Raw genomic sequence first — 18,871 nt, forward strand, 5'->3', positions numbered from 1 at the left:
TCGCCTAGACCCCGGTCTTGGGCAGGCCTTTCACGCCCCCCTGGATCAGGGCCACCACGAAGTCGGCGGCGCCCTTGGTGTCGATAGGACGCCTCTGGATCATCTTCTCACCGACCTCGCGGGCGATGGCGATGCAGGCGGCGGCCAGGTAGTCGGGATCGGCGCCAGGCGCGCCGCCGCGGGCGATCTCGTCGACGATGGCCTGGCGCACCTCGTTGAAGACCGCGGTCATCTCCGGGGTCTCGCCGTGCACGTGGGGGAAGGGCTCGTCCGGCGGGCGGCGGGCCAGCCAGCTTTTGTGCTCGTCGGCCAGGAAGCTGAAATAGGCTTCGATGGCGGCCCGGACGAAGCTTTCCCAGTCGGCAGACTGGGCCCGTTGGGCTTTCAGCAACGGGGTGAAGCGCCGCGCGCCCTCGTCGGAGAGGGCGACGTAGACCTCGTCCTTCGAGCGGTAATAGTTGTAGAACGTGCCCGCCGCGAGGCCGGTGCGGCGGATGATGTCGCGTACGGTGCAGGCTTCGTAGCCCAGCTCTCCGAACACTTCGCGCGCGGCGTCCAGAATGGCCTGGCGGTTCTGGACCTTGGTCTGCTCGCGCTTGCCGACCGGGAGATAAGCGACCTGGGACATCTCTTCCTGATTCAAAACCTGACGGGCGTCATACTAGACACTCGAAAGCCGGATCGCCAACCACGACGCGCGGCAGGCGATCAGGAGGGCTTGGCGGCGCCCCAGGTGAGGATGGCGGTGGCGCCGCCATCGGCCTCGGGCAGGGCCTGGATGCGCAGGGTGCGGTCGCCGTCCATGGCCGAGAACACCTTGGACCCGCCCTGGTCGAGGTCCATGCCGACGGCAAGTCCCGCGGCGGCCGCCTTGTCTTTGTAGAGCGCCACGACGGCGGCTGGGGCGTCGGGGCTGGTGAAACCCACCGCCCCTCCGATCTTGCCCGGCGCCGACTCGCCCTGAGTGCAGAGGGTGATCTTGCCGCCCGGATATAGCGGGGCGTAGGCGGGCAGGCCCGTACAGGGGATCTGCGCGGCGGCGGCCGCCTTGGTTTCAGCGGCGGGTTTGGGGCCGCAGGCGGCAAGGGTCAACAGGGCGGCGGCGGCGATCAGCGGCTTCATGGGTCTCTCCGTCGAGCGCCCAGGATGTCAGCCCCCGGCGAGGCCCGCAACGCCGGGTGCGTCACAGGCCGCGCGGCATTGGCTCCAGGTGGCGGGGCAGTCGTCTCCGCCGTCCCCGGACAGGCAGAAATAGTAGGACTGAGCGCAGGAGAGCCGGCACTGCCCGGCCGCACCTGCCACCGGTGTGTCCGGCAGCGACCGGAGGGGGATCGTGCTCTGGGCCAGGGCCGCGGCGGCGGTCGCGGCCACATCGCCGGCCGGCGCCGGCGCGACGGGGGAACCGGCCGACTGCGAGCCGCGCAGGGCAGTCGCCGCGCCAGGGGTCGCCTGTTGTGCGCCGGCCGGACCGGCCAGGGCCAGGGTCAGGACGAGAAGGGAGAGGGCGCGGCGCATGAGCCACCCTCGCTCATTGCGATTAAGGTCCGGTTAACCATGATTGGCGGAGCGGCTCCACTCCTCTCCGCCGGGTGAGGGGGACCGCGAAGCGGTGGAGGGGGTTGGGGCCGCCGTCAGACCTACGATCCAAACCCCCTCCGTCTCGCAGGCTTCGCCCCGCGATCCACCTCTCCCGAACCGGCCTCCGGCCTGGGGGAGGAATTTGGAGCTAGACCGTCCGCGCCGCGCGATCCTTGGCGTTTGTCGTCTGGATGGACTCCTTGGCCTGGGTCCACTGGTCGTCGGTCCAGGCGCGCAGGGCGGAGAAGTTGCCCCCGGAGGCCTGCCAGGCGGCGCCGTCGATGGCGATGGTCTGGCCGTTCACATAGGCCGACAGCGGATGCAGCAGATAGACCGCCAGGTTGGCCAGCTCCCGCATTTCGCCGACCCGTCCCATGGGGTTGCCGGTGCGGCTGGCCTCGCCGTCGTTGCGCTGCTCGCCGGGATTGAGCCGGGCGCTCATCCCCTCGGTGGGGAAGGGGCCGGGCGCGATGTTGTTGAAGCGGATGCCATAGGGGCCCCACTCCACGGCCAGGGACTGGCTCATGGTGGCCAGGCCGGCCTTGGACATGGCCGAGGGCACGGTGAAGGGGCCGCCGTTCCAGATCCAGGTGGTGAGGATGGAGACCACCGAGGCCTTCCTGCCCTCCTCGATCCAGCGCTTGCCGGCGTCGAGGGTGACGAAGAACGATCCCCGGAAGACGATGTTGGCGATGGCGTCGAAACCGCGCGGCGAGAGGTCCTGGGTGCGGCTGATGAAGTTGCCCGCCGCATTGTTGATCAGGCCCGTCAGCGCGCCGCCATCCGACCAGATCCGGTCCATCATCTCGGTGATGGCCTCGGGGACGCGGATGTCGCAGGCGATGCCGACGACCTTGCCGCCGTGGGCGTCCATTAGGTCCTGGGCGGCGGCCTCGACGATTCCACCGCGGCGGCCGCAGATATAGACCTCGGCGCCGAGGATCAGGCAGGCCTCGGCCATCACCTTGCCCAGCCCCGTGCCACCGCCGGTGATCAGGATCCGCTCGCCCTTCATCAGGCCGGAACGGAACATCAGGTCGTCTTGGGTCAGTTCGGCCATGGCGGCGCTCCTCCTTATCGTTGGGAGAAGTGCGCGCCGCTGACGCCGGGTCGGTCAAATGAAAAGGGGGACCGCCTTGCAGCGGTCCCCCTTCAGACGTCCCCGTAGAATCTGGAGGCTTAGAACTCTTCCCAGGTGTCGTCGTCGGCCTGGGGCTGGTGGGCCAGGGCGGTGTTTCCGCGGCTGACCGGCGCATGGTGCTGGGTGGTCTGGGGCCGGTGGGCCGGAGCGTGGCGCGCCGGTGCGGGGGGGGCCGCGCGGCTGACCGCAGCGCCGCCGGTGACCCGGAAGCGGCCCACCAGGCGGGCCAGTTCCTCGGCCTCGTCGGCGAGGACGCGGCTGGCGGCGGTGGACTCCTCCACCATGGCCGCGTTCTGCTGGGTCACCTGGTCCATCTGGTTGACGGCGGTGTTCACCTGGCCGAGGCCGAGCGCCTCCTCCTTGGCCGAGGCGGCGATTTCGCCCACCACGTTGGAGATTTCCCCGACCTGACGGACGATGCGCTCCAGCGCCTTGCCGGTTTCATCGACCAGGCCCACGCCCTCGGCGACCTGTTGGGTCGAGGCCGAGATGAGCGCCTTGATCTCCTTGGCGGCTTCCGCGGAGCGTTGGGCCAAGGCCCGCACTTCGGAGGCGACCACGGCGAAGCCCTTGCCGGACTCCCCGGCGCGGGCGGCTTCAACGCCGGCGTTCAGGGCCAGCAGGTTGGTCTGGAAGGCGATCTCGTCGACCACGCCGATGATCTGGCTGATCTTGTTGGAGCCTTCCTGGATCTTGTTCATGGCCACGACGGCCTTGCGGACGATCTCGCCGGACTGTTCGGCGTCGGTCTTGGCTGAGGCGGTGGCCTCGCGACCGTGGGTGGCGCCGTCGGAGGTCTTGTTGACGGTGGCGGTGATCTCATCGAGCGCCGCGGCGGTCTCTTCCAGGGTCGCGGCCTGGTGTTCGGTGCGGCGCGACAGGTCGTCGGCCGAGTGGCTGATCTCGCCGGCGCCGGACTGGATGGAGGCCGTCGCGCTGGCGATGGCCGTCATGGCCTCTTCCAGCTTGGCAACGGCGGCGTTGAAGTCGTCGCGGAGCTTGCGGTAGTCGCCGGGGAACTCGGTATCGACGCGGTAGGTCAGGTCGCCGGAGGCCAGGGCGTCCAGGGCGCGGGCCAGGTTGGTGACGACATTGGCCTGTTCCTCGGCGATCGCCGCGGCGGCTTCGGCGTTCTGGCGGCGGGCGGATTCCGACGTGGCCTCGGCCACCTCGTGTTCCTGGCGCAGCTTTTCCAGGTGGAGCTGGTTGTCGCGGAAGACGGTCAGGGAGGAGACGATGGCGCCCAGCTCGTCCTTGCGGGCCAAGGCGTCCAGGTTGATGGCGTTGTCGCCGCGCGAAAGGGCCTCGGTGGCGCCGGCGATCTTCTTGACGTCGCGGCGCAGGGTCAGGGTGAGGCTCATGGCCAGGGCGCCGGCGATCAGCAGGGTGGCCAGGGCGCCGATCAGGGTCGCGGTCTGGGCGGTCTTGGCGCGGGCGGCGCTGGCCGCGGCGTTGGTGTCGGTGACCTTCTGACCGGCTTCCACGATCTTGTGGAGGGTGGCGCTCATCTTGGCGTACTCCTCCTCGAAGGGCGCGGCGAAGCCGGCGGCGGTGCCGAAGTCGGCGCCGATCATGGCGCAGATCACGTCGAGGGCGTCGCGGGTGTTCTGCAGGGCCTTGATCAGGTCGTCATAGGACTTCTTCTGATCGGCGGGGGCGGTCTTTCGGGCGGTCTCGACTTCCTTGGTGATGGAGTCGATCTCGGCCAGCATCGCCTGGGACTCGCCCTCGATCTTCTCGACCTCGATGGAGGCGGCCTGGTGGGTCAGCAAGAAGTAGAGCTGGCCGTGAACGGCGGTGATCCGTTCCGAAACCTTCTGCATCCGCAGGCTGTTGGGCATGTCCACCTGGACCACCTGCCGCAACTCGGCCGACTGGGCGCGTTGCAAGATGATGGCTCCGGTGGCCAGGCAGGCCAGCATCACCAGTGCGAAGGCGGGTGCGAAACCGATCTTGATGATCAGTGGCGTATCCACGAGCCTGAAGCGCTTCACTTTGTATTCCCCCCGTAAAACACGGTTAGCGACTCGGTCACCATGCCTTCAGGTTGCTAACCAAACGTCACCGAAGTGGGGGTAGTTGCGAATTATGCCCTCCCGACATGTATAGAGTCTCCGAGAGTGCGCCTTAGGCATTCATGATTTCTTAACCATGAATATGATGCGCCGTATCAGACTCTCTTAACCCCGCTAGTTCATCCTCAGATTGTCCAAATCTAGAAAGGAGTGGGGCATGAAAAATATCTTCAAGATCTTGGGCGGTTGCGCCCTGGCTCTCGCCGTCGCCGGTTCGGCGTCTGCTGGGAGCTTCGAGGACAGCATGGGCCGTTGCCTGACGAAGAACGCTAACACGCGGGACGCGGCGATTGTCATGCTGGAATGCACCGCTGACGCCGGCAAGCTCTCGGGCTGCAAGGTGCTCGAGGACAGCAAGCCGAACAAGGGCTTCGACAAGGCCGCGCTCTGCGTCGCCGAAGCGCTGCCCATGGGTTCGAAGACTGGCACCGTCAAGGTTCCGATGCGCTTCCCGGGCGGCGGCTAAACCCGCAGCTCCAAGAATTCTCATTCTTGCAAATTCGCGCCCTCGGCCTTCCGGCCGGGGGCGTTTTTGTATTGCGGGCTCCCCCTTTCCCGAAAACGGGGCAGGATAAGAACCTACCTGTTCACCCGCGCAATCAGCTCCATGGCGGCGGCGGGTGCGCGAACCTTGCCCTCATGGATGAAGTAACTGAACACGTCCACCGGCTGCTCGGCCGGCGCCGTGCGGTCGATCGGGGTCAGGTCCTCGGGGCAGCGACCCTGGGAATACTCGGTGAACCGCCGCGCCCACCGATCCAGCCCCTCGGGCGCGTAGCCGGTGGGAATGTCGTCGGACCCGTCGATCAGACGCGCATATACGAAGTCGGCCGTCACGTCGGCGATCATCGGATAGCGGTCGTTCTCCGAGACGCAGATGGCCACGTTGCGGTTGCGGCACATCTTCACGAAGGCCACATCGACAAAGGTCGGATTGCGCACCTCCACCACGTGCCGCAGCTTCAGGCCCTCATGGGTCTTGGGCAGCAGATCGAGGAAGGCCTCGAAATCGGCGGGCTCGAACTTCTTGGTGGGCATGAACTGCCAGAGGATCGGCCCCAGTCGGTCCCCCAGTTCGACGATCCCCTGGCCCAGGAACTTGCCGATCGACTCTGCCGACTGGGCCAGGATCTTGCGGTTGGTGCAGAACCGCGAGGCCTTCAGGGAAAAGACGAAGCCCTCCGGCGTCGCCGCCTTCCATTTGGCGAAGGTCTCGGGCTTCTGGGACGAATAGTAGGTGGAGTTGATCTCGATGGAGGTGAGGTGGCGGCTGGCATAGGCGAGCTCGTCGGCCTGCTTGAGACCTTCGGGATAGAAGACCCCGCGCCAAGGCTCGAAGGTGAAACCCCCGATGCCGGCGCGAATGTAGCCTGCCTGCGCCATGCCGCCCGTCCCCCCTACTTGCGGGCCGCGGCGGTCTTGTCCCGCTCGGCCTTGAACTCAGACCCGGCTTTCCACTCCGGCCAAGCGCGCGAGTTGGCCAGCTTGGTTCCCAGCACCAGCAGCATGTCGGCGTTCTGGGCCGCGCCGGAGAGATCCCAGTCGGGAGAGTATTCGTCCGCCGGCTGGTGATACCGCTCGGTGGTGTAGGCCTTCTGAAGGGCCTCCCCGCGCGCCTTGCCGCCGTTCACCAGGTCCTGGCCGCCCCCGAAGGAGATGGCCGGCACGCCACGCTTGGCGAAGGAGAAGTGGTCGGAGCGGAAGAAGCTGCCCGCACCCGGACGCGGGTCGGGGCTGTAGGTCATGTTGTAACCCTTGGCGACCTCGATCAGATCGTCCTGCAGGGTTAGGGGGGCGTCGCCCGAGGTGCCGAAATCCTTGGACGGCCCGTTGGTGGCGGCCCCGTCCATGTTGATGTTGGCGACCGTCGTGCCCAGGGGATAGAGCGGGTTGGCGGCATAGTATTCCGACCCCAGCAGCCCCTTTTCCTCGGCGGTGACGGCCAGGAACAGCATGGAGCGCTGGGTGCGGGGCGCGGCCGCGGCGGCGCGGCCGATCTCGATCAGCATCGACGTGCCCGAAGCGTTGTCCAGGGCCCCGTTATAGATCCGGTCGCCCTTGGCGTCGGCCAGGCCGATCCCAAGGTGGTCCCAGTGGGCGGTATAGACCACCTTGTCATCGGGATGGCTGGTCCCGGGCAGCAGGCCGACCACGTTCTTCGACACGATCTTCTTGGCGTCCACGGTGATGTCGGTGGAGAAGGTCACGCCGGTCAGGGGCACAGGCTTGAAGTCGCGGGTCTGGGCCAGCTTCTTCAGGGTCTCGAAGTCGAGGCCCGAGGCCTTGAACAGGGCCACGGTCGGATCGCGCTGGATCCAGGCCTCGATGGGGGCGTGGGCCTTGGTGGGATCCTGGCGGATGATGTCGAAGACGGTGTTGGTGTTGGAGTTCTTCACCGTGTTCCAGCCGTAGGAGGCCGGGGCGGTTTCATGGATGACGATGAAACCCACCGCGCCCTGGCGCGCGGCCTCCTCGTACTTGTAGGTCCAGCGGCCATAATAGGTCATCGCCTTGCCGCCGAAGTCGCCGACGCCGGTCTCGAAATCAGGGTCGTTGACCAGCACCAGCGCGATCTTGCCCTTCAGGTCATAGCCCTTGAAGTCGTCCCAGTTGCGCTCCGGCGCCTTGACGCCATAGCCGATGAAGACGACCGGCGCGTCCTTCACCGTCACGTGGTGGGCGCCGGTCTGCGGGGCGCGGATGGCGATCTGGTCGCCCTGGGCCCACGGCTGGACCTGACCATTGACGGTCACGCTGACCTTGATGGGGTCCTTGTTGTCGAACTGGGCCAGCGGAACGTCCTGGGTCCAGGCGCGCGCGCCATCCTTCTGCAGGTCGCCGCCCGGCTGCAGGCCCACGGCCTTGAATTGCTCGGTCAGGTACTTGACCGTCTTCACTTCACCGGCGGTGGCGGGGCCGCGGCCTTCGAAGTCATCTGAGGAGAGGACTTGGATGTGGTCCGCGAGCTTCGCGGCGCTGACGCCCGCGTTGGCGGGAAGGCTGAGGGCCAAAACAGCCCACGCGGACGCGCCGGCCAGGAGGAATTGTTTCATGAATACACTCGAGCAAGGACCAATTTGCCCGAGACCCTAGCGAGCCCGATGCGCGGAGGCTAGGGCGTCGCGCCCAAAAGCCCGCCGACGATGCGATCGTTCAACGTTAAATGATTATCGCGAAAAAAGTGTGGCAGAAGCGCCCCAATCGCTATGACGAAGCTTCTTTGTATCGCCGCTGCAATCTAGGGGACGACTTGCTATGATCAAGGGAGCTTCAGCTAACCGCGTCGCGCCTCCTCAAAGCCGATAAACTCGGCGGCGATTCGCGGTCTGACAACGACAGAGATCATGCGCCCCGCCACATTCGTAGCCGGACTGGCCTGTCTGACGCTTGCCGCGTGCGCTTCCGCACGCAAGCCAGACATCACCGTGCCGACCGCCTTCGAGGCGCCCCAGTCCGCCGCGACGTCAATTGCCGCTGCGGCGCTCGACCGCTGGTGGACACAGTTCAACGATCCCGTGCTCACCGCGCTGATCGAGGACGCCCTGGTCCGCGCCCCGGACTCCCGGTCGGCCGCCGCGCGGCTGGCCGAGGCGCGCGCGACCTCGTCCAACGCCCTGATCGCCTTCCTGCCGCAGGGCAATGCGGCGGGTTCGACGCGGGAAACTCACACGACCCAGACCTCGGGCACGGTGGTCACCATCCCGGGCTTCTCCACCGACGGCGAAAGCACCGCCTCCAGCGCCACCTTGAACGTGAGCTGGGAGGTCGACCTGTTTGGCCGCATCTTCGCGGTGGCCAAGGCCGCCAAGGGCGACACCAACCAGGCGCAGGCCAGCTATGAGGGCGCGCGCGCCAGCCTGGCGGCCAACATCGCCGACACCTATTTCCTGGCTCGCGGCCAGGCCATCCAGCTTGAGGACGCCCGCGAAACCGCCCGCATCCAGCGGGGCCTGCAACAGATCGCCAATGTGCGCGCCGAGCGTGGACTGGGCTCGTCGTCGGAAGCCGACCGCGTGGCCGGCGACCTGGCCCAGGCCGAAGGCTCCGCCGCCAGCCTGGAAGCCGAGCTGAAGGCTACCCGCCGCACCTTGCTGGTGCTGGTGGGCCGGGGCGTCGACCCCCTGGCCAGCATCCCCACCCCGGCCAGCGTCGGCGAGATTCCGCCGGTTCCGGCCACGGTGCCCGGCGAACTCCTGGCCCGACGCCCGGACGTTCGCCAGGCCGAAGCCGGCGTGCGGTCGGCGGCCGGCCGCCTGACCTACGCCAAGTTCGCCTTCTTCCCGACCTTCACCCTGACCCCGGGCATCGGCCTCTCGCGCACCGAGCAGCCGGGCTTCGAGTCCTCGACTCGCAATTGGTCGATCGGGGCCGGGGTCACCCAGCCAATCCTGTCTATTCCGAAGCTTCTACAGGACCTCAAGGCCCAGAACGCCCGGACCGAACAGGCGGTCATCGCCTATGAGAAGGCGGTGCAGACCGCCTATGGCGAGGCCGATAGCGCGCTCACCCGCCTGGACGCCGACCGCCGCCGCGTCGGCCTGCTGTCCGATGGCGAGGTTCGCGCCGAGCGGGCCTATGAAGCCAGCCGTGTGCGCTACGCCGCCGGCCTCGACGACCTGACAACCGCGCTCGGGGCCGAACAGTCCTGGCGCGCCACCCGATCGGCCCTGACCAGCGCGCAGGTTCAAGCCCTGCGCCGCGCCGTCCAGACCTACAAGGCGCTCGGAGGCGGCTGGCCCGCCACTCCGGCGCCTGCAAAGCAAGAGGCACGCTAGACGTGACGAGAACCGCAACCGCCCTCACCTTCGCCCTGGTCGCGACCTTCGCCCTTGCCGGTTGCGGCAAGAAGCCGGCGACCAAGGAGACCGACGCCCAGCGCGCCCGCGCCGTTCGCGTGGTCAAGGTCGAGCCGCGCCAGATCATCGGCTCGCTCACCGCCTCGGGGGTGCTGACGCCCCGCGAGGAGGCGGCTGTCCTGCCCGAAGTCACCGGTTACCGCGTGGCGCGGGTGCTCGTCGACGCCGGCCAGTACGTCCGCGCCGGCCAGACCCTGGTCCAGCTTGATGGCGCCCTGATCGCAGCCCAGGTGGAACAGCAGGGCGCGCTCGCCGCCCAGAGCGCCATACAGGCCGAACAGGCCGAGGCTCAGGCCGCCCGCGTGAAGGGTCTCGACGGACAGGGCGTGCTCTCCCAGGAGCAACTCGACCAGCGCCGCTTCCAGGCCCGCGCCGCGCGGGCCACCGCCAACGCCCAGGCCGCCGCCTACAAGGACGCCCGCACCCGCGCCGGCAAGCTCGCGGTGACCGCCCCTGTCTCGGGCCTGGTTCTGGAGCGCAATGTCCGTCCCGGCGAGCTCTCGGCCGGTGGCGCGACGCCGTGGTTCCGGATCGCCCAGGGTGGCGAGATCGAGCTGCTGGCGGAGCTCTCCGAAGAGGATCTGGCCCGGGTGCGCCCCGGACAGCGGGCCAGCGTGGTGCTTTCCACCGGAACCAGCGCCGAGGGCACGGTTCGCCTGGTCTCGCCGCAGGTCAACGCCCAGTCCAAGCTCGGCACGCTTCGCATCCGCCTTCCGGTCCGCGCCGACATCCGGTCCGGCGGCTACGGCCGGGCCCTGTTCGCCGACGCCGTGGGCCAGAGCCTGGCGGTGCCGGAAACCGCCGTGCGCTACGACGCCGACGGCGCCAGCGTCATGGTGGTCGGCGCCGATAACCGCGTAAAGCGGGTGGTCGTCCAGACAGGGCCGCGCGGCTCGGGCCTGGTCTCCCTGATCAAGGGGCCGCCGGCTGGATCCCGCGTGGTGCTGAACGCCGCGGCCTTCCTGCTGGATGGTGACATGGTGCGGCCGAGCGAAGGTCCGGTTCCCATGCCGAAGGCCGCGAGCTCCAAGAAATGACCCACGCGCCGCAAGATCACGACGCCGGGGGCAATTTCCAGATCTCCTCCTGGGCGATCCGCAACCCGGTCCCGGTTGTGGTGCTTTTCATCGCCCTGATCCTGGCGGGGATGATTTCCTACGGCGGGCTGCCGGTGAAGCAGTTCCCCAACGTCCAGTTCCCGATGGTCAATATCACCGTGACCCAGTCGGGCGCGGCGCCAGGGGAAATCGAGACCCAGATCACCCGGCCGGTGGAAGACGCCATCGCCGGCATTTCCAACGTCAAGAACATCTATTCGACCGTGACGCTGGGGGTCTCCACCACCAATGTCGAGTTCGAGCTGGGCGAGGACCTGCAGAAGAAGACCGACGAGGTCCGCTCCCGCATGGACCAGACCCGCGCCATTCTGCCCCGTGAGATCGACGAGCCGACGGTCACCCGGGTGGAGCTCGATAGCCAGCCGATCCTGACCTATGCCGTGGCCGCCCCGGCCATGTCCGACGCCGAACTCTCCTGGTTCATCGACGACACCATCGCCCGCGAACTGCAGACCGAAAAAGGTGTGTCGCAGATCTCCCGCGTCGGCGGGGTGAACCGCGAAATCAACGTCCTGATTGACCCTGACCGCATGGCGGCCCGCGGGCTCACCGCGCCCCAGGTGAACAACGCCCTGCGCGCCTTCGACATCGACGCACCCGGCGGCCGGGTCGCCGTGGGCGGCCGCGAACAGACCCTGCGCGTGCTGGGGGCGGTCAACACCCTCAACGCTCTGCGTGAACTGACGATCCCCACCGGCGGCGGACGCTATGTGAAGCTGACCGAGGTGGCTGAGGTCGGCGACGGCTCCAGCGAGGTGCGGGGCTTCGCCCGCCTGAACGGCGCCCCGGTGGTCGGCTTCCAGGTGATGAAGACCCGCGACTCCAGCGATGTTGGCGTCGACGATGCGGTCATCAAGGCGATCGCCAAGCTGGAGACGGACCACAAGGGGGTGACCTTCACCCGCATCTTCTCGTCCGTCGATGAGACCCGCGCCAGCTTCCGCGCCACCCAGCACGTGCTGCTGGAGGGTATGTTGCTGGCGGCCATCGTGGTGTTTGTGTTCCTGCGCGACTGGCGCTCGACGATGATCACCGCCTTCGCCATGCCGGTGTCGCTGATCCCCACCTTCTTCTTCATGAACCTGTTCGGCTTCTCGCTGAACGTCGTGACGCTGCTGGCTTTGACCCTGGTGGTGGGCATCCTGGTCGATGACGCCATCGTCGAGATCGAGAACATCGAGAAGCGGGTGGCCCAGGGCATGCGCCCATTCCAGGCCGCACTGCAGGGCGCCGACGCCATCGGCCTGGCCGTGGTGGCCACCACCATGGCCATCATCGTGGTGTTCATGCCGGTCAGCTTCATGAAGGGCATGGCCGGCCAGTTCTTCCGGGAGTTCGGCCTCACCGTCTGCGTGGCGGTGATGTTCTCCCTGGTGGTGGCGCGGCTGTTGACCCCGCTGATGGCCGCCTACCTGCTGAAGCCCACCAGCCACCCGGTGGAGCGCAAGCCCTTCGAGGGCTTCTATCGCAATGCTCTGGAATGGTCGCTGGACCACCGGATCGTCGCCTGCATCCTCGGCGGCGTGGTGTTCGTGGGCTCCCTGTTCCTGGTGCCCATGCTGCCCCAGGGTTTCCAGCCGGCCGGTGACCCCGACTACATCTATATCGACCTTCAGGGCCCCCCCGGCGCCAGCGCCGCGGCCATGGAGGATGTCGCCCTGCGCGTCAGCCGTGTCTTCGAAGGCCATCCCGCGGTTCGCGCCGTCTTCGCTCAGGTGGGCTCCACCGCCGGCGGCGGCGGTCCTGGCTTCGGCGGCGGCGGCGGCGGCAGCGACCTGCGCAACGGCACGGTCACTGTCCTGCTGAACGAACACCGCGCGGTCACCGGCGACGAATTGAAGGCCCAGACCCGCCAAGCCCTGCGCGAGGTGCCCGACGCCCGCATCACCTTCATGGACTTCCAGGGCGGGGCGGGTCTCCAGGCCATCCTGGCTTCCAACGATCCGGCCGCGCTGACGGCCGCCTCGATGGAGCTGGAAAAGCAGATGCGGACCATCGACATCATCGCCGATCCGCACGCCTCGGCGCCGCCCGTTGGTCCCGAGCTGATCGTCCGTCCGCGCGGCGCCGAGGCCGCTCGCCTCGGCGTGTCGGTGGACACCATCGCCACGGTCGCCCGCGTCGCCACCGTTGGCGACATCGACGCCAATGTCGCCAAGCTGACCGTGGGCGAGCGGCGCATCCCGATCCGCATCCGCATGCCGGCCGACGCCCGCGCCGACCTGGAGCGGATCAAGGCCCTGCGCGTGCCCACCGTCACCGGCGGCACCACCACCCTGGACGCCGTGGCGGATGTCAGCTTCCAGGCCGGCCCCGCCAAGATCGAGCGGCTGAACCGCAAGCGCCAGCTCACCATCCAGGCCGAACTGAACGGCGCCGAGCTTGGGGACGCCTACAAGCGTGTCCAGGCCCTGCCGATCATGAAGAACCTGCCCGCGGGCGTGACGCCGGCCGAGACCGGCCAGCTGGAGGCCCAGCAGGAACTGTTCGGCTCCTTCGGTCTGGCGCTCTTCGCCGGGGTGGCGATGATCTACGGCGTCTTGGTCCTGCTGTTCCGCAGCTTCTTCAAGCCGGCGGTGATCCTGACAGCCCTGCCGCTGTCCTTCGCCGGAGCCTTCCTGGGACTGCTGATCTTCAACCTTTCGCTCTCGATCCCCTCCCTGATCGGCTTCCTGATGCTGATGGGCCTGGCGGCGAAGAACTCCATCCTGCTGGTGGAGTACGCCATCGAACGTGAACGCGAGGGCATCCCCCAGCGCGACGCCATCCTAGAGGCCTGCAGAGAGCGGGCCCGGCCCATCGTCATGACCACCATGGCCATGGCCGCCGGCATGCTGCCCACCGCCTTCGCACTCGAAAAGGGGGCGGAGTTCCGTCAGCCCATGGCCGTGGCCGTGATCGGCGGGCTGATCACCTCGACCCTGCTGTCGCTGGTCCTGGTGCCGGTGGTCTACGAACTGGTGGATGACTTCGAGATGTGGCTGCGCCCGCGCCTTGGCAAGCTGATCACGCCGCGCGAAGCGCCTGCGGCGGCGGCGCCCGAGGATCGGCTCTAAGCCTAGGCGGCGAAGACCCCCTGGAGCGCGTTCACCAGGACGCGAGTGTCGACGGGCTTGGGAACGCAGTCGTCCATCCCGGCGGACAGGTATCCGCGGGTTTCTTCGGGCTGAACGCTGGCGGTGACGGCGATGATCGGGGTCTTGTCACGGCCAAGCTCCGCCTCGCGCTGGCGGATGCTGGAGGTGGCGGTGACGCCGTCCATCTCGGGCATGTGGATGTCCATCAGGATGGCGTCCCAGGCCCTGGATTCCCAGGCGGCAACCGCTTCGACGCCGTTGATCACGCACTCGGCGACCAAGCCCAGCTGCTCCAGCAGGGCGCAGAGCACAAGCCGGTTGGTGGCGTTGTCGTCCACCACCAGGATGCGCAGCATGTCGTCCATCGGCGCGACGGCCCCCGGCTCGGCGGGCGCCGGGCAGGCGGGCAGGGGAACCTGGAGCGTGAAGGTGGACCCTACCCCCAGCTCGCTGGTGAAGCCGATGGTCCCGCCCATCAGCTCTGACAGCTCCTTGCAGATCGCCAGGCCCAGGCCCGCGCCGCCAAAGCGCCGGGTCGAGGAGCCGTCGGCCTGGACGAAGCGGTCAAACATCGCCGCCTGCTGGTGCGCAGCGACGCCGATCCCGGTGTCGATTACTTCCAGGACGACCTGATCGTCGCGGCGGCTGAAGGCGACGCGCACCTCGCCGGCGTCGGTGAATTTCAGCCCATTGGAGATCAGGTTGCCGGCGATCTGGCGCAGGCGTGCGGGGTCTCCAAGTCGCCAGCCCCGGACCCCAGGGCTCACTGTCAAGGTGAAGGCCAGGCCCTTGTCAGCGGCCATGGCGCCATAAATCGCGTCCAGATCGCTGGTCAGGCGGTCCATGTCGAAGGGTTCGGGCAGAATCTCCAGACTGCCGGCCTCGATGCGGGAGATATCCAAAACGTCGTTTACGACACTGACCAGGGCCCGGCCCGACGCGCCGATCGTGGCCAGATGCTCTCGCTGGGAAGGATTGAGGTCGGTCCGGCTCATGACGTCCACCAGCCCCAGAACGCCGTTGAGCGGGGTGCGAAGCTCATGGGCCATCGTGGCCAGGAATTCCGACTTGGCGTGGTTGGCCGCCTGGGCCTGTAGGGCCAGGGCCTGGGCCTCCTCACGGCGCACCTCGGCTTCAGCCTCCAGCAGATCCTTCTCGATGGCCGCGTCGCGGAAGGTGACCACGGCCTTGGCCATCAGGCCGACTTCATCGCGGCGGTCAGAGGCGGGAATGGAGACGGAGTGGTCGCCGCGCGCCAGGCGGTTCATCACTGCGGTCAATCGCACGATGGGGTTGGCCATGCTGCGGCGGAGCGCCAGGCCCATGACGGCGGCGCTGAGCGCGGCGAACAGCACGCCAAAGGCCAGGGCCGAGCCCATGGCGCGCATCGCCTCGGCCTTGCGCGCGCCGCTCGCCTTCACCGCGCGCTGGCTTTGCGCCTGAATAAACTCCAGGGCCTGTTCCGCCGGTGCGATCAGGTCGTCGGCGGGGCTGGCCGGACCGACCATCTCTGCTGCCAGGGACCTGGTGTCCCGGGCGCCGGCGAGCTCCAGGGCGCGGACGACCGCCCATTCGTTCCAGATGTCATAGGCCGATTGCGCCTGGTCCAGCTGCCCCAGCAGCAGGGGGTCACCGGCGGCCAGCCGCTCCAGTTCGGCCATGCTCGCCTGGAACAGCGGCCGATGATAGTCGGCGATGCGCCGGGCGTAGAAGGGGTCGCCGGAAATGATGTAACCGCGCAGGGAGGCTTCCTGGCGGGTCAGGGTGAAGCGAGCACTGCTGGCTGTGGCCGCCACCCTGTGGGCATGGTTGTCGTCGGCATCGGCCCTCTGCACCACCCCGAGATTGACCGCCAGGACTGCCCCCATGGCGGCGATGGCCGACAGCACGGCGGCGAAGGCAAGGGTGAGCTTCCATGTCGCAGGCAGGTTGTTCAGGCGCGCGGCAAGGGCCTGTCCTGTGGCGCCTGGGCGTTCTGAATCGCGTTCGGCCACGAGGGTCCCCGTCCGGGCGCAGGTGCAGACTGCGCGGAAAGCCCAGCTTTGCCTTAGGCCCTCAACACCCGGTTAAGGCGCAGCTTAATGCCGCGAGGCAAACCGCCGCACCCTTCTGGGCGTAAGGGTGGCTAACTTGCCGCCAGGATCTCGGCGAACAGGGCGGGATCGACATTGCCTCCAGATAGCACCAGGCCCGTGGTTCCATCGCCCCAGGCCTTGACCTTGCCGGCCAGCAGGGCGGCCAGACCCACCGCGCCGCCGGGCTCGACCACCAGCTTCAGGATGGCGAAGGCGCAGCGCATGGCGTCAGCCACCTCGGCATCGCTGACCACGGCGATGTCGGCCAAGGTCTGTTGCAGGACCGGGAAGGTCAGTTCGCCGGGAGCCGGAGACTCCAGGGCGTCGCAGAGCGAGCGGGTGACGGGTTTCAGGGTCTGGCGCGACCCAGCCTGTAGCGAGCGCAGGGTGTCGTCGAATCCCGCAGGCTCGACGCCGACCAGCGCAGTGCTGGGGGAGAGCGCCTTCACCGCCGTGGAGACCCCGGCCATCAGGCCCCCGCCGCCCACGGGTGCGACCACCACATCGAAACTGACCCCCAGCGCCTTGGCCTGGGTCACCAGCTCCAGTCCGACCGTGCCCTGGCCCGCGATGATGTCCAGGTCGTCGAAGGCCGGGACGACGACGGAGCCGCGCTGCGCGGCGATTTCGGCGGCGATGGCCACGCGGTCCTCTGTCAGGCGGTCATAGAGACGGATTTCCGCGCCGTAGCCGCGCGTGGCCTCCACCTTCACGGCCGGGGCGTCGGCGGGCATGACGATCAGGGCCGGGACGCCTAGCAGCTTCGCCGCCAGGGCGACGCCCTGGGCGTGGTTGCCCGACGAGAAGGCCACCACGCCAGCCTTCCGCTGAGCCGCGTCCAGCTGGACCAGGCGATTGTAGGCGCCACGGAACTTGAAGGCGCCGACCCGCTGCAGGGTCTCGGGCTTGATCAGCACGCGGCGGCCAAGACGGTCGTTCAGGGCAGGACTCTCGATCAGCGGCGTTTCCACCACATGGCCCTTGAGCCGCGCCGCGGCGGCCTGGATGTCGGCCAGCGTGACGCTCACTTGGCGAACACCATGGCGTCGTCGGCGAAGGCCTTGAACTCCAGCGCATTGCCGGACGGATCGAGGAAGAACAGGGTCGCCTGCTCGCCGGGCTCGCCCTTGAAGCGGATCTGCGGCGCGATGACGAACCGGGTTCCCGCCGCCTTCAACTTGGCGGCCATCACCTCCCACTGCGGCAAGGTGAGGATCGCCCCGAAGTGGCGCACGGGCACGTCCTCGCCGTCGACGGCGCTGGTGGACTTGTGTCCGACCTCGTCGGGCGACAGGTGGGCGACGATCTGGTGGCCATAGAAGTCGAAGTCGATCCAGTCGGGGCTGGAGCGGCCCTCCGGACAGCCCAGCAGGCCGCCGTAGAAGGCGCGGGCCTCCTCGAGGTCGCGGACGGGGAAGGCGAGGTGGAAGCGGGGCAGGGTCATATTCGCCTCATAGACCCAAGGCCGCCGCGTCGCGAAGCACCGATTTCAGCGGGCGCGCCTTGACGGCGGGGGCGCCTGGATGCTCTACACCCGACGAACACGACCCTGGCGCCCAGAGGCCCGGTCGCGGTTCCTAAAATCGATAAAGTCCATCCGCCGAGGTGCCTGTCGAAGGGCGTGGCTGGACCCTCTCGGCAGGCCGGGAGATCGTATCTGAATGGCCAATGTGACCGTGATCGGGGCCCAGTGGGGCGACGAGGGCAAGGGCAAGCTCGTGGACTGGCTGTCCAACCGGGCCGATGTGGTCGTGCGTTTCCAGGGCGGCCACAACGCCGGCCACACCCTGGTGGTGGGCAATCAGGTCTACAAGCTCTCCCTGCTGCCCTCGGGCGTGGTTCAGGGCAAGCTCTCGGTGATCGGCAACGGCGTCGTGGTCGATCCCTGGCACCTGCTGGAGGAGATCGCCAAGCTCGGTGGCCAAGGCGTCAAGATAACCCCAGACCTGCTGGTCCTGGCCGACAACGCCTGCCTGATCCTGCCCCTGCACCGCGACCTGGACCAGGCCCGCGAGGCGGCCGCCGTCAACAAGATCGGCACCACGGGCCGCGGCATTGGCCCGGCCTATGAGGACAAGGTCGGCCGCCGCGCCATCCGCGTGGGCGATCTCGCCGACCGCGACGCCCTGGAGGCCAAGATCGACCGCCTCCTGGCTCACCACACGCCCCTGCGCCGGGGCTTGGGTCTGCCGGAGTATGACGGCGCGGAATTGCTGGCTGCCCTGGAAGAGATCGCGCCGAAGATCCTGCCTTTCGCCCAGCCGGCCTGGCGCCTGCTGGACCAGGTGGTGAAGTCGGGCAAGCGGGTGCTGTTCGAGGGCGCCCAAGGCGCGCTGCTGGACGTCGACCACGGCACCTATCCCTATGTCACCTCGTCCAACACCGTCGCGGGCCAGGCGGCGGCGGGCTCAGGCCTGGGTCCCAAGGGCCCTGGCTATGTGCTTGGCATCGTGAAGGCCTACACCACCCGGGTCGGCGAGGGGCCGTTCCCCACCGAGCTGTTCGACGAGATCGGCCAGCACCTGGGCACGGTGGGCAAGGAGTTCGGCGTGGTCACTGGCCGGCCCCGCCGTTGCGGCTGGTTCGACGCGGTTCTGGTGCGTCAGTCGGTGGCCCTGAACGGGATCGACGGCATTGCGCTCACCAAGCTCGACATCCTGGACGGCCTGCCCAAGCTGAAGATCTGCGTCGGCTACAAGCTGGGCGACAAGACCTACGACTATCTGCCGGCCGGGCTGAAGGCCCAGTCGGCGCTGGAGCCGATCTACGAGGAGATGGAGGGCTGGAGCGAGAGCACCGCCGGCGCCACTTCCTGGAAGGACCTGCCCGCCAATGCGGTGAAGTATGTGCGCCGGGTCGAGGAACTGATCGGAGCGCCGGCCGCCATGGTCTCCACCAGTCCGCAGCGGGACGACACCATCATGGTGCGCGACCCCTTCCAGGACTAGGAA

15 protein-coding genes are annotated in these 18,871 nt (G+C 68.0%); 5 read left to right on the top strand and 10 right to left on the bottom strand.

Features of this window, described 5'->3' with window-relative positions; genetic code table 11:
- Positions 1 to 4 precede the first annotated feature (4 nt).
- From Q7J39_RS09390 to Q7J39_RS09410, 5 genes are all read right to left on the bottom strand, one after another.
- A complete protein-coding gene (locus tag Q7J39_RS09390; protein ID WP_304823366.1) occupies positions 5 to 628 on the bottom strand; it encodes a TetR/AcrR family transcriptional regulator in 624 nt (207 codons plus the stop codon).
- Between the two features lie 80 nt (positions 629 to 708).
- Entirely contained in the window at positions 709 to 1,122 is a 414-nt protein-coding gene (locus Q7J39_RS09395; RefSeq protein WP_304823369.1) for a hypothetical protein, read from the bottom strand.
- A 27-nt stretch (positions 1,123 to 1,149) separates the two neighbouring features.
- The gene (locus Q7J39_RS09400) at positions 1,150 to 1,515 is read right to left on the bottom strand and encodes a hypothetical protein (RefSeq protein WP_304823371.1); all 366 of its coding nucleotides are present in this window, start codon (positions 1,513 to 1,515) and stop codon (positions 1,150 to 1,152) included.
- 211 nt (positions 1,516 to 1,726) lie between these two features.
- Entirely contained in the window at positions 1,727 to 2,638 is a 912-nt protein-coding gene (locus Q7J39_RS09405) for an SDR family oxidoreductase (protein WP_304823374.1), read from the bottom strand.
- A 119-nt stretch (positions 2,639 to 2,757) separates the two neighbouring features.
- Entirely contained in the window at positions 2,758 to 4,713 is a 1,956-nt protein-coding gene (locus tag Q7J39_RS09410) for a methyl-accepting chemotaxis protein (protein ID WP_304823377.1), read from the bottom strand.
- A 238-nt stretch (positions 4,714 to 4,951) separates the two neighbouring features.
- Here Q7J39_RS09410 and Q7J39_RS09415 point away from each other — a divergent pair, with 238 nt between their 5' ends.
- On the top strand, positions 4,952 to 5,260 hold the full coding sequence (locus Q7J39_RS09415) for an energy transducer TonB (protein WP_304701244.1): 309 nt from the start codon (positions 4,952 to 4,954) through the stop codon (positions 5,258 to 5,260).
- 113 nt (positions 5,261 to 5,373) lie between these two features.
- Here the strand turns inward: Q7J39_RS09415 and Q7J39_RS09420 are convergent, their stop codons facing one another.
- Both Q7J39_RS09420 and Q7J39_RS09425 read right to left on the bottom strand, forming a co-directional pair.
- Positions 5,374 to 6,177 (bottom strand): DUF72 domain-containing protein, encoded by an 804-nt coding sequence (locus tag Q7J39_RS09420; protein ID WP_304823380.1) that lies wholly within the window; start codon positions 6,175 to 6,177, stop codon positions 5,374 to 5,376.
- A 14-nt stretch (positions 6,178 to 6,191) separates the two neighbouring features.
- Positions 6,192 to 7,847: a M28 family metallopeptidase gene (locus Q7J39_RS09425; protein ID WP_304823383.1), complete on the bottom strand. Its 1,656-nt coding sequence runs from the start codon at positions 7,845 to 7,847 to the stop codon at positions 6,192 to 6,194.
- A 291-nt stretch (positions 7,848 to 8,138) separates the two neighbouring features.
- On the opposite strand from Q7J39_RS09425, the gene Q7J39_RS09430 reads away from it, so the two are divergent.
- From Q7J39_RS09430 to Q7J39_RS09440, 3 genes are read left to right on the top strand one after another with little or no spacing between them, the layout of a single operon-like run.
- Entirely contained in the window at positions 8,139 to 9,569 is a 1,431-nt protein-coding gene (locus Q7J39_RS09430; protein ID WP_304823386.1) for an efflux transporter outer membrane subunit, read from the top strand.
- 2 nt (positions 9,570 to 9,571) lie between these two features.
- Positions 9,572 to 10,687, top strand: a complete 1,116-nt coding sequence (locus tag Q7J39_RS09435; RefSeq protein WP_304823390.1) for an efflux RND transporter periplasmic adaptor subunit — start codon at positions 9,572 to 9,574, stop codon at positions 10,685 to 10,687.
- Complete coding sequence (locus Q7J39_RS09440) at positions 10,684 to 13,824, top strand: efflux RND transporter permease subunit (RefSeq protein WP_304823393.1); 3,141 nt, start codon at positions 10,684 to 10,686, stop codon at positions 13,822 to 13,824. Before Q7J39_RS09435 ends, Q7J39_RS09440 begins: the two co-directional genes overlap by 4 nt.
- Before the next feature lie 2 nt (positions 13,825 to 13,826).
- On the opposite strand, the gene Q7J39_RS09445 is transcribed toward Q7J39_RS09440, so the two are convergent.
- The 3 genes from Q7J39_RS09445 to Q7J39_RS09455 form a co-directional block, all read right to left on the bottom strand.
- Positions 13,827 to 15,839 carry an ATP-binding protein gene (locus tag Q7J39_RS09445; protein ID WP_304823396.1) on the bottom strand — a complete coding sequence of 671 codons (2,013 nt, stop codon included), beginning with the start codon at positions 15,837 to 15,839 and terminating at the stop codon, positions 13,827 to 13,829.
- A 131-nt stretch (positions 15,840 to 15,970) separates the two neighbouring features.
- Positions 15,971 to 16,948, bottom strand: coding sequence for a threonine/serine dehydratase (locus tag Q7J39_RS09450; RefSeq protein WP_304823399.1), 978 nt, complete (start codon positions 16,946 to 16,948; stop codon positions 15,971 to 15,973).
- On the bottom strand, positions 16,945 to 17,364 hold the full coding sequence (locus Q7J39_RS09455) for a VOC family protein (RefSeq protein WP_304823402.1): 420 nt from the start codon (positions 17,362 to 17,364) through the stop codon (positions 16,945 to 16,947). Before Q7J39_RS09455 ends, Q7J39_RS09450 begins: the two co-directional genes overlap by 4 nt.
- Positions 17,365 to 17,581: 217 nt before the next feature.
- Between Q7J39_RS09455 and Q7J39_RS09460 the strand changes: the two genes are divergently transcribed.
- On the top strand, positions 17,582 to 18,868 hold the full coding sequence (locus Q7J39_RS09460) for an adenylosuccinate synthase (protein WP_304823405.1): 1,287 nt from the start codon (positions 17,582 to 17,584) through the stop codon (positions 18,866 to 18,868).
- Positions 18,869 to 18,871: the final 3 nt, after the last annotated feature.

It is taken from the genome of Phenylobacterium sp. (assembly GCF_030651185.1).
Lineage (GTDB): Bacteria > Pseudomonadota > Alphaproteobacteria > Caulobacterales > Caulobacteraceae > Phenylobacterium.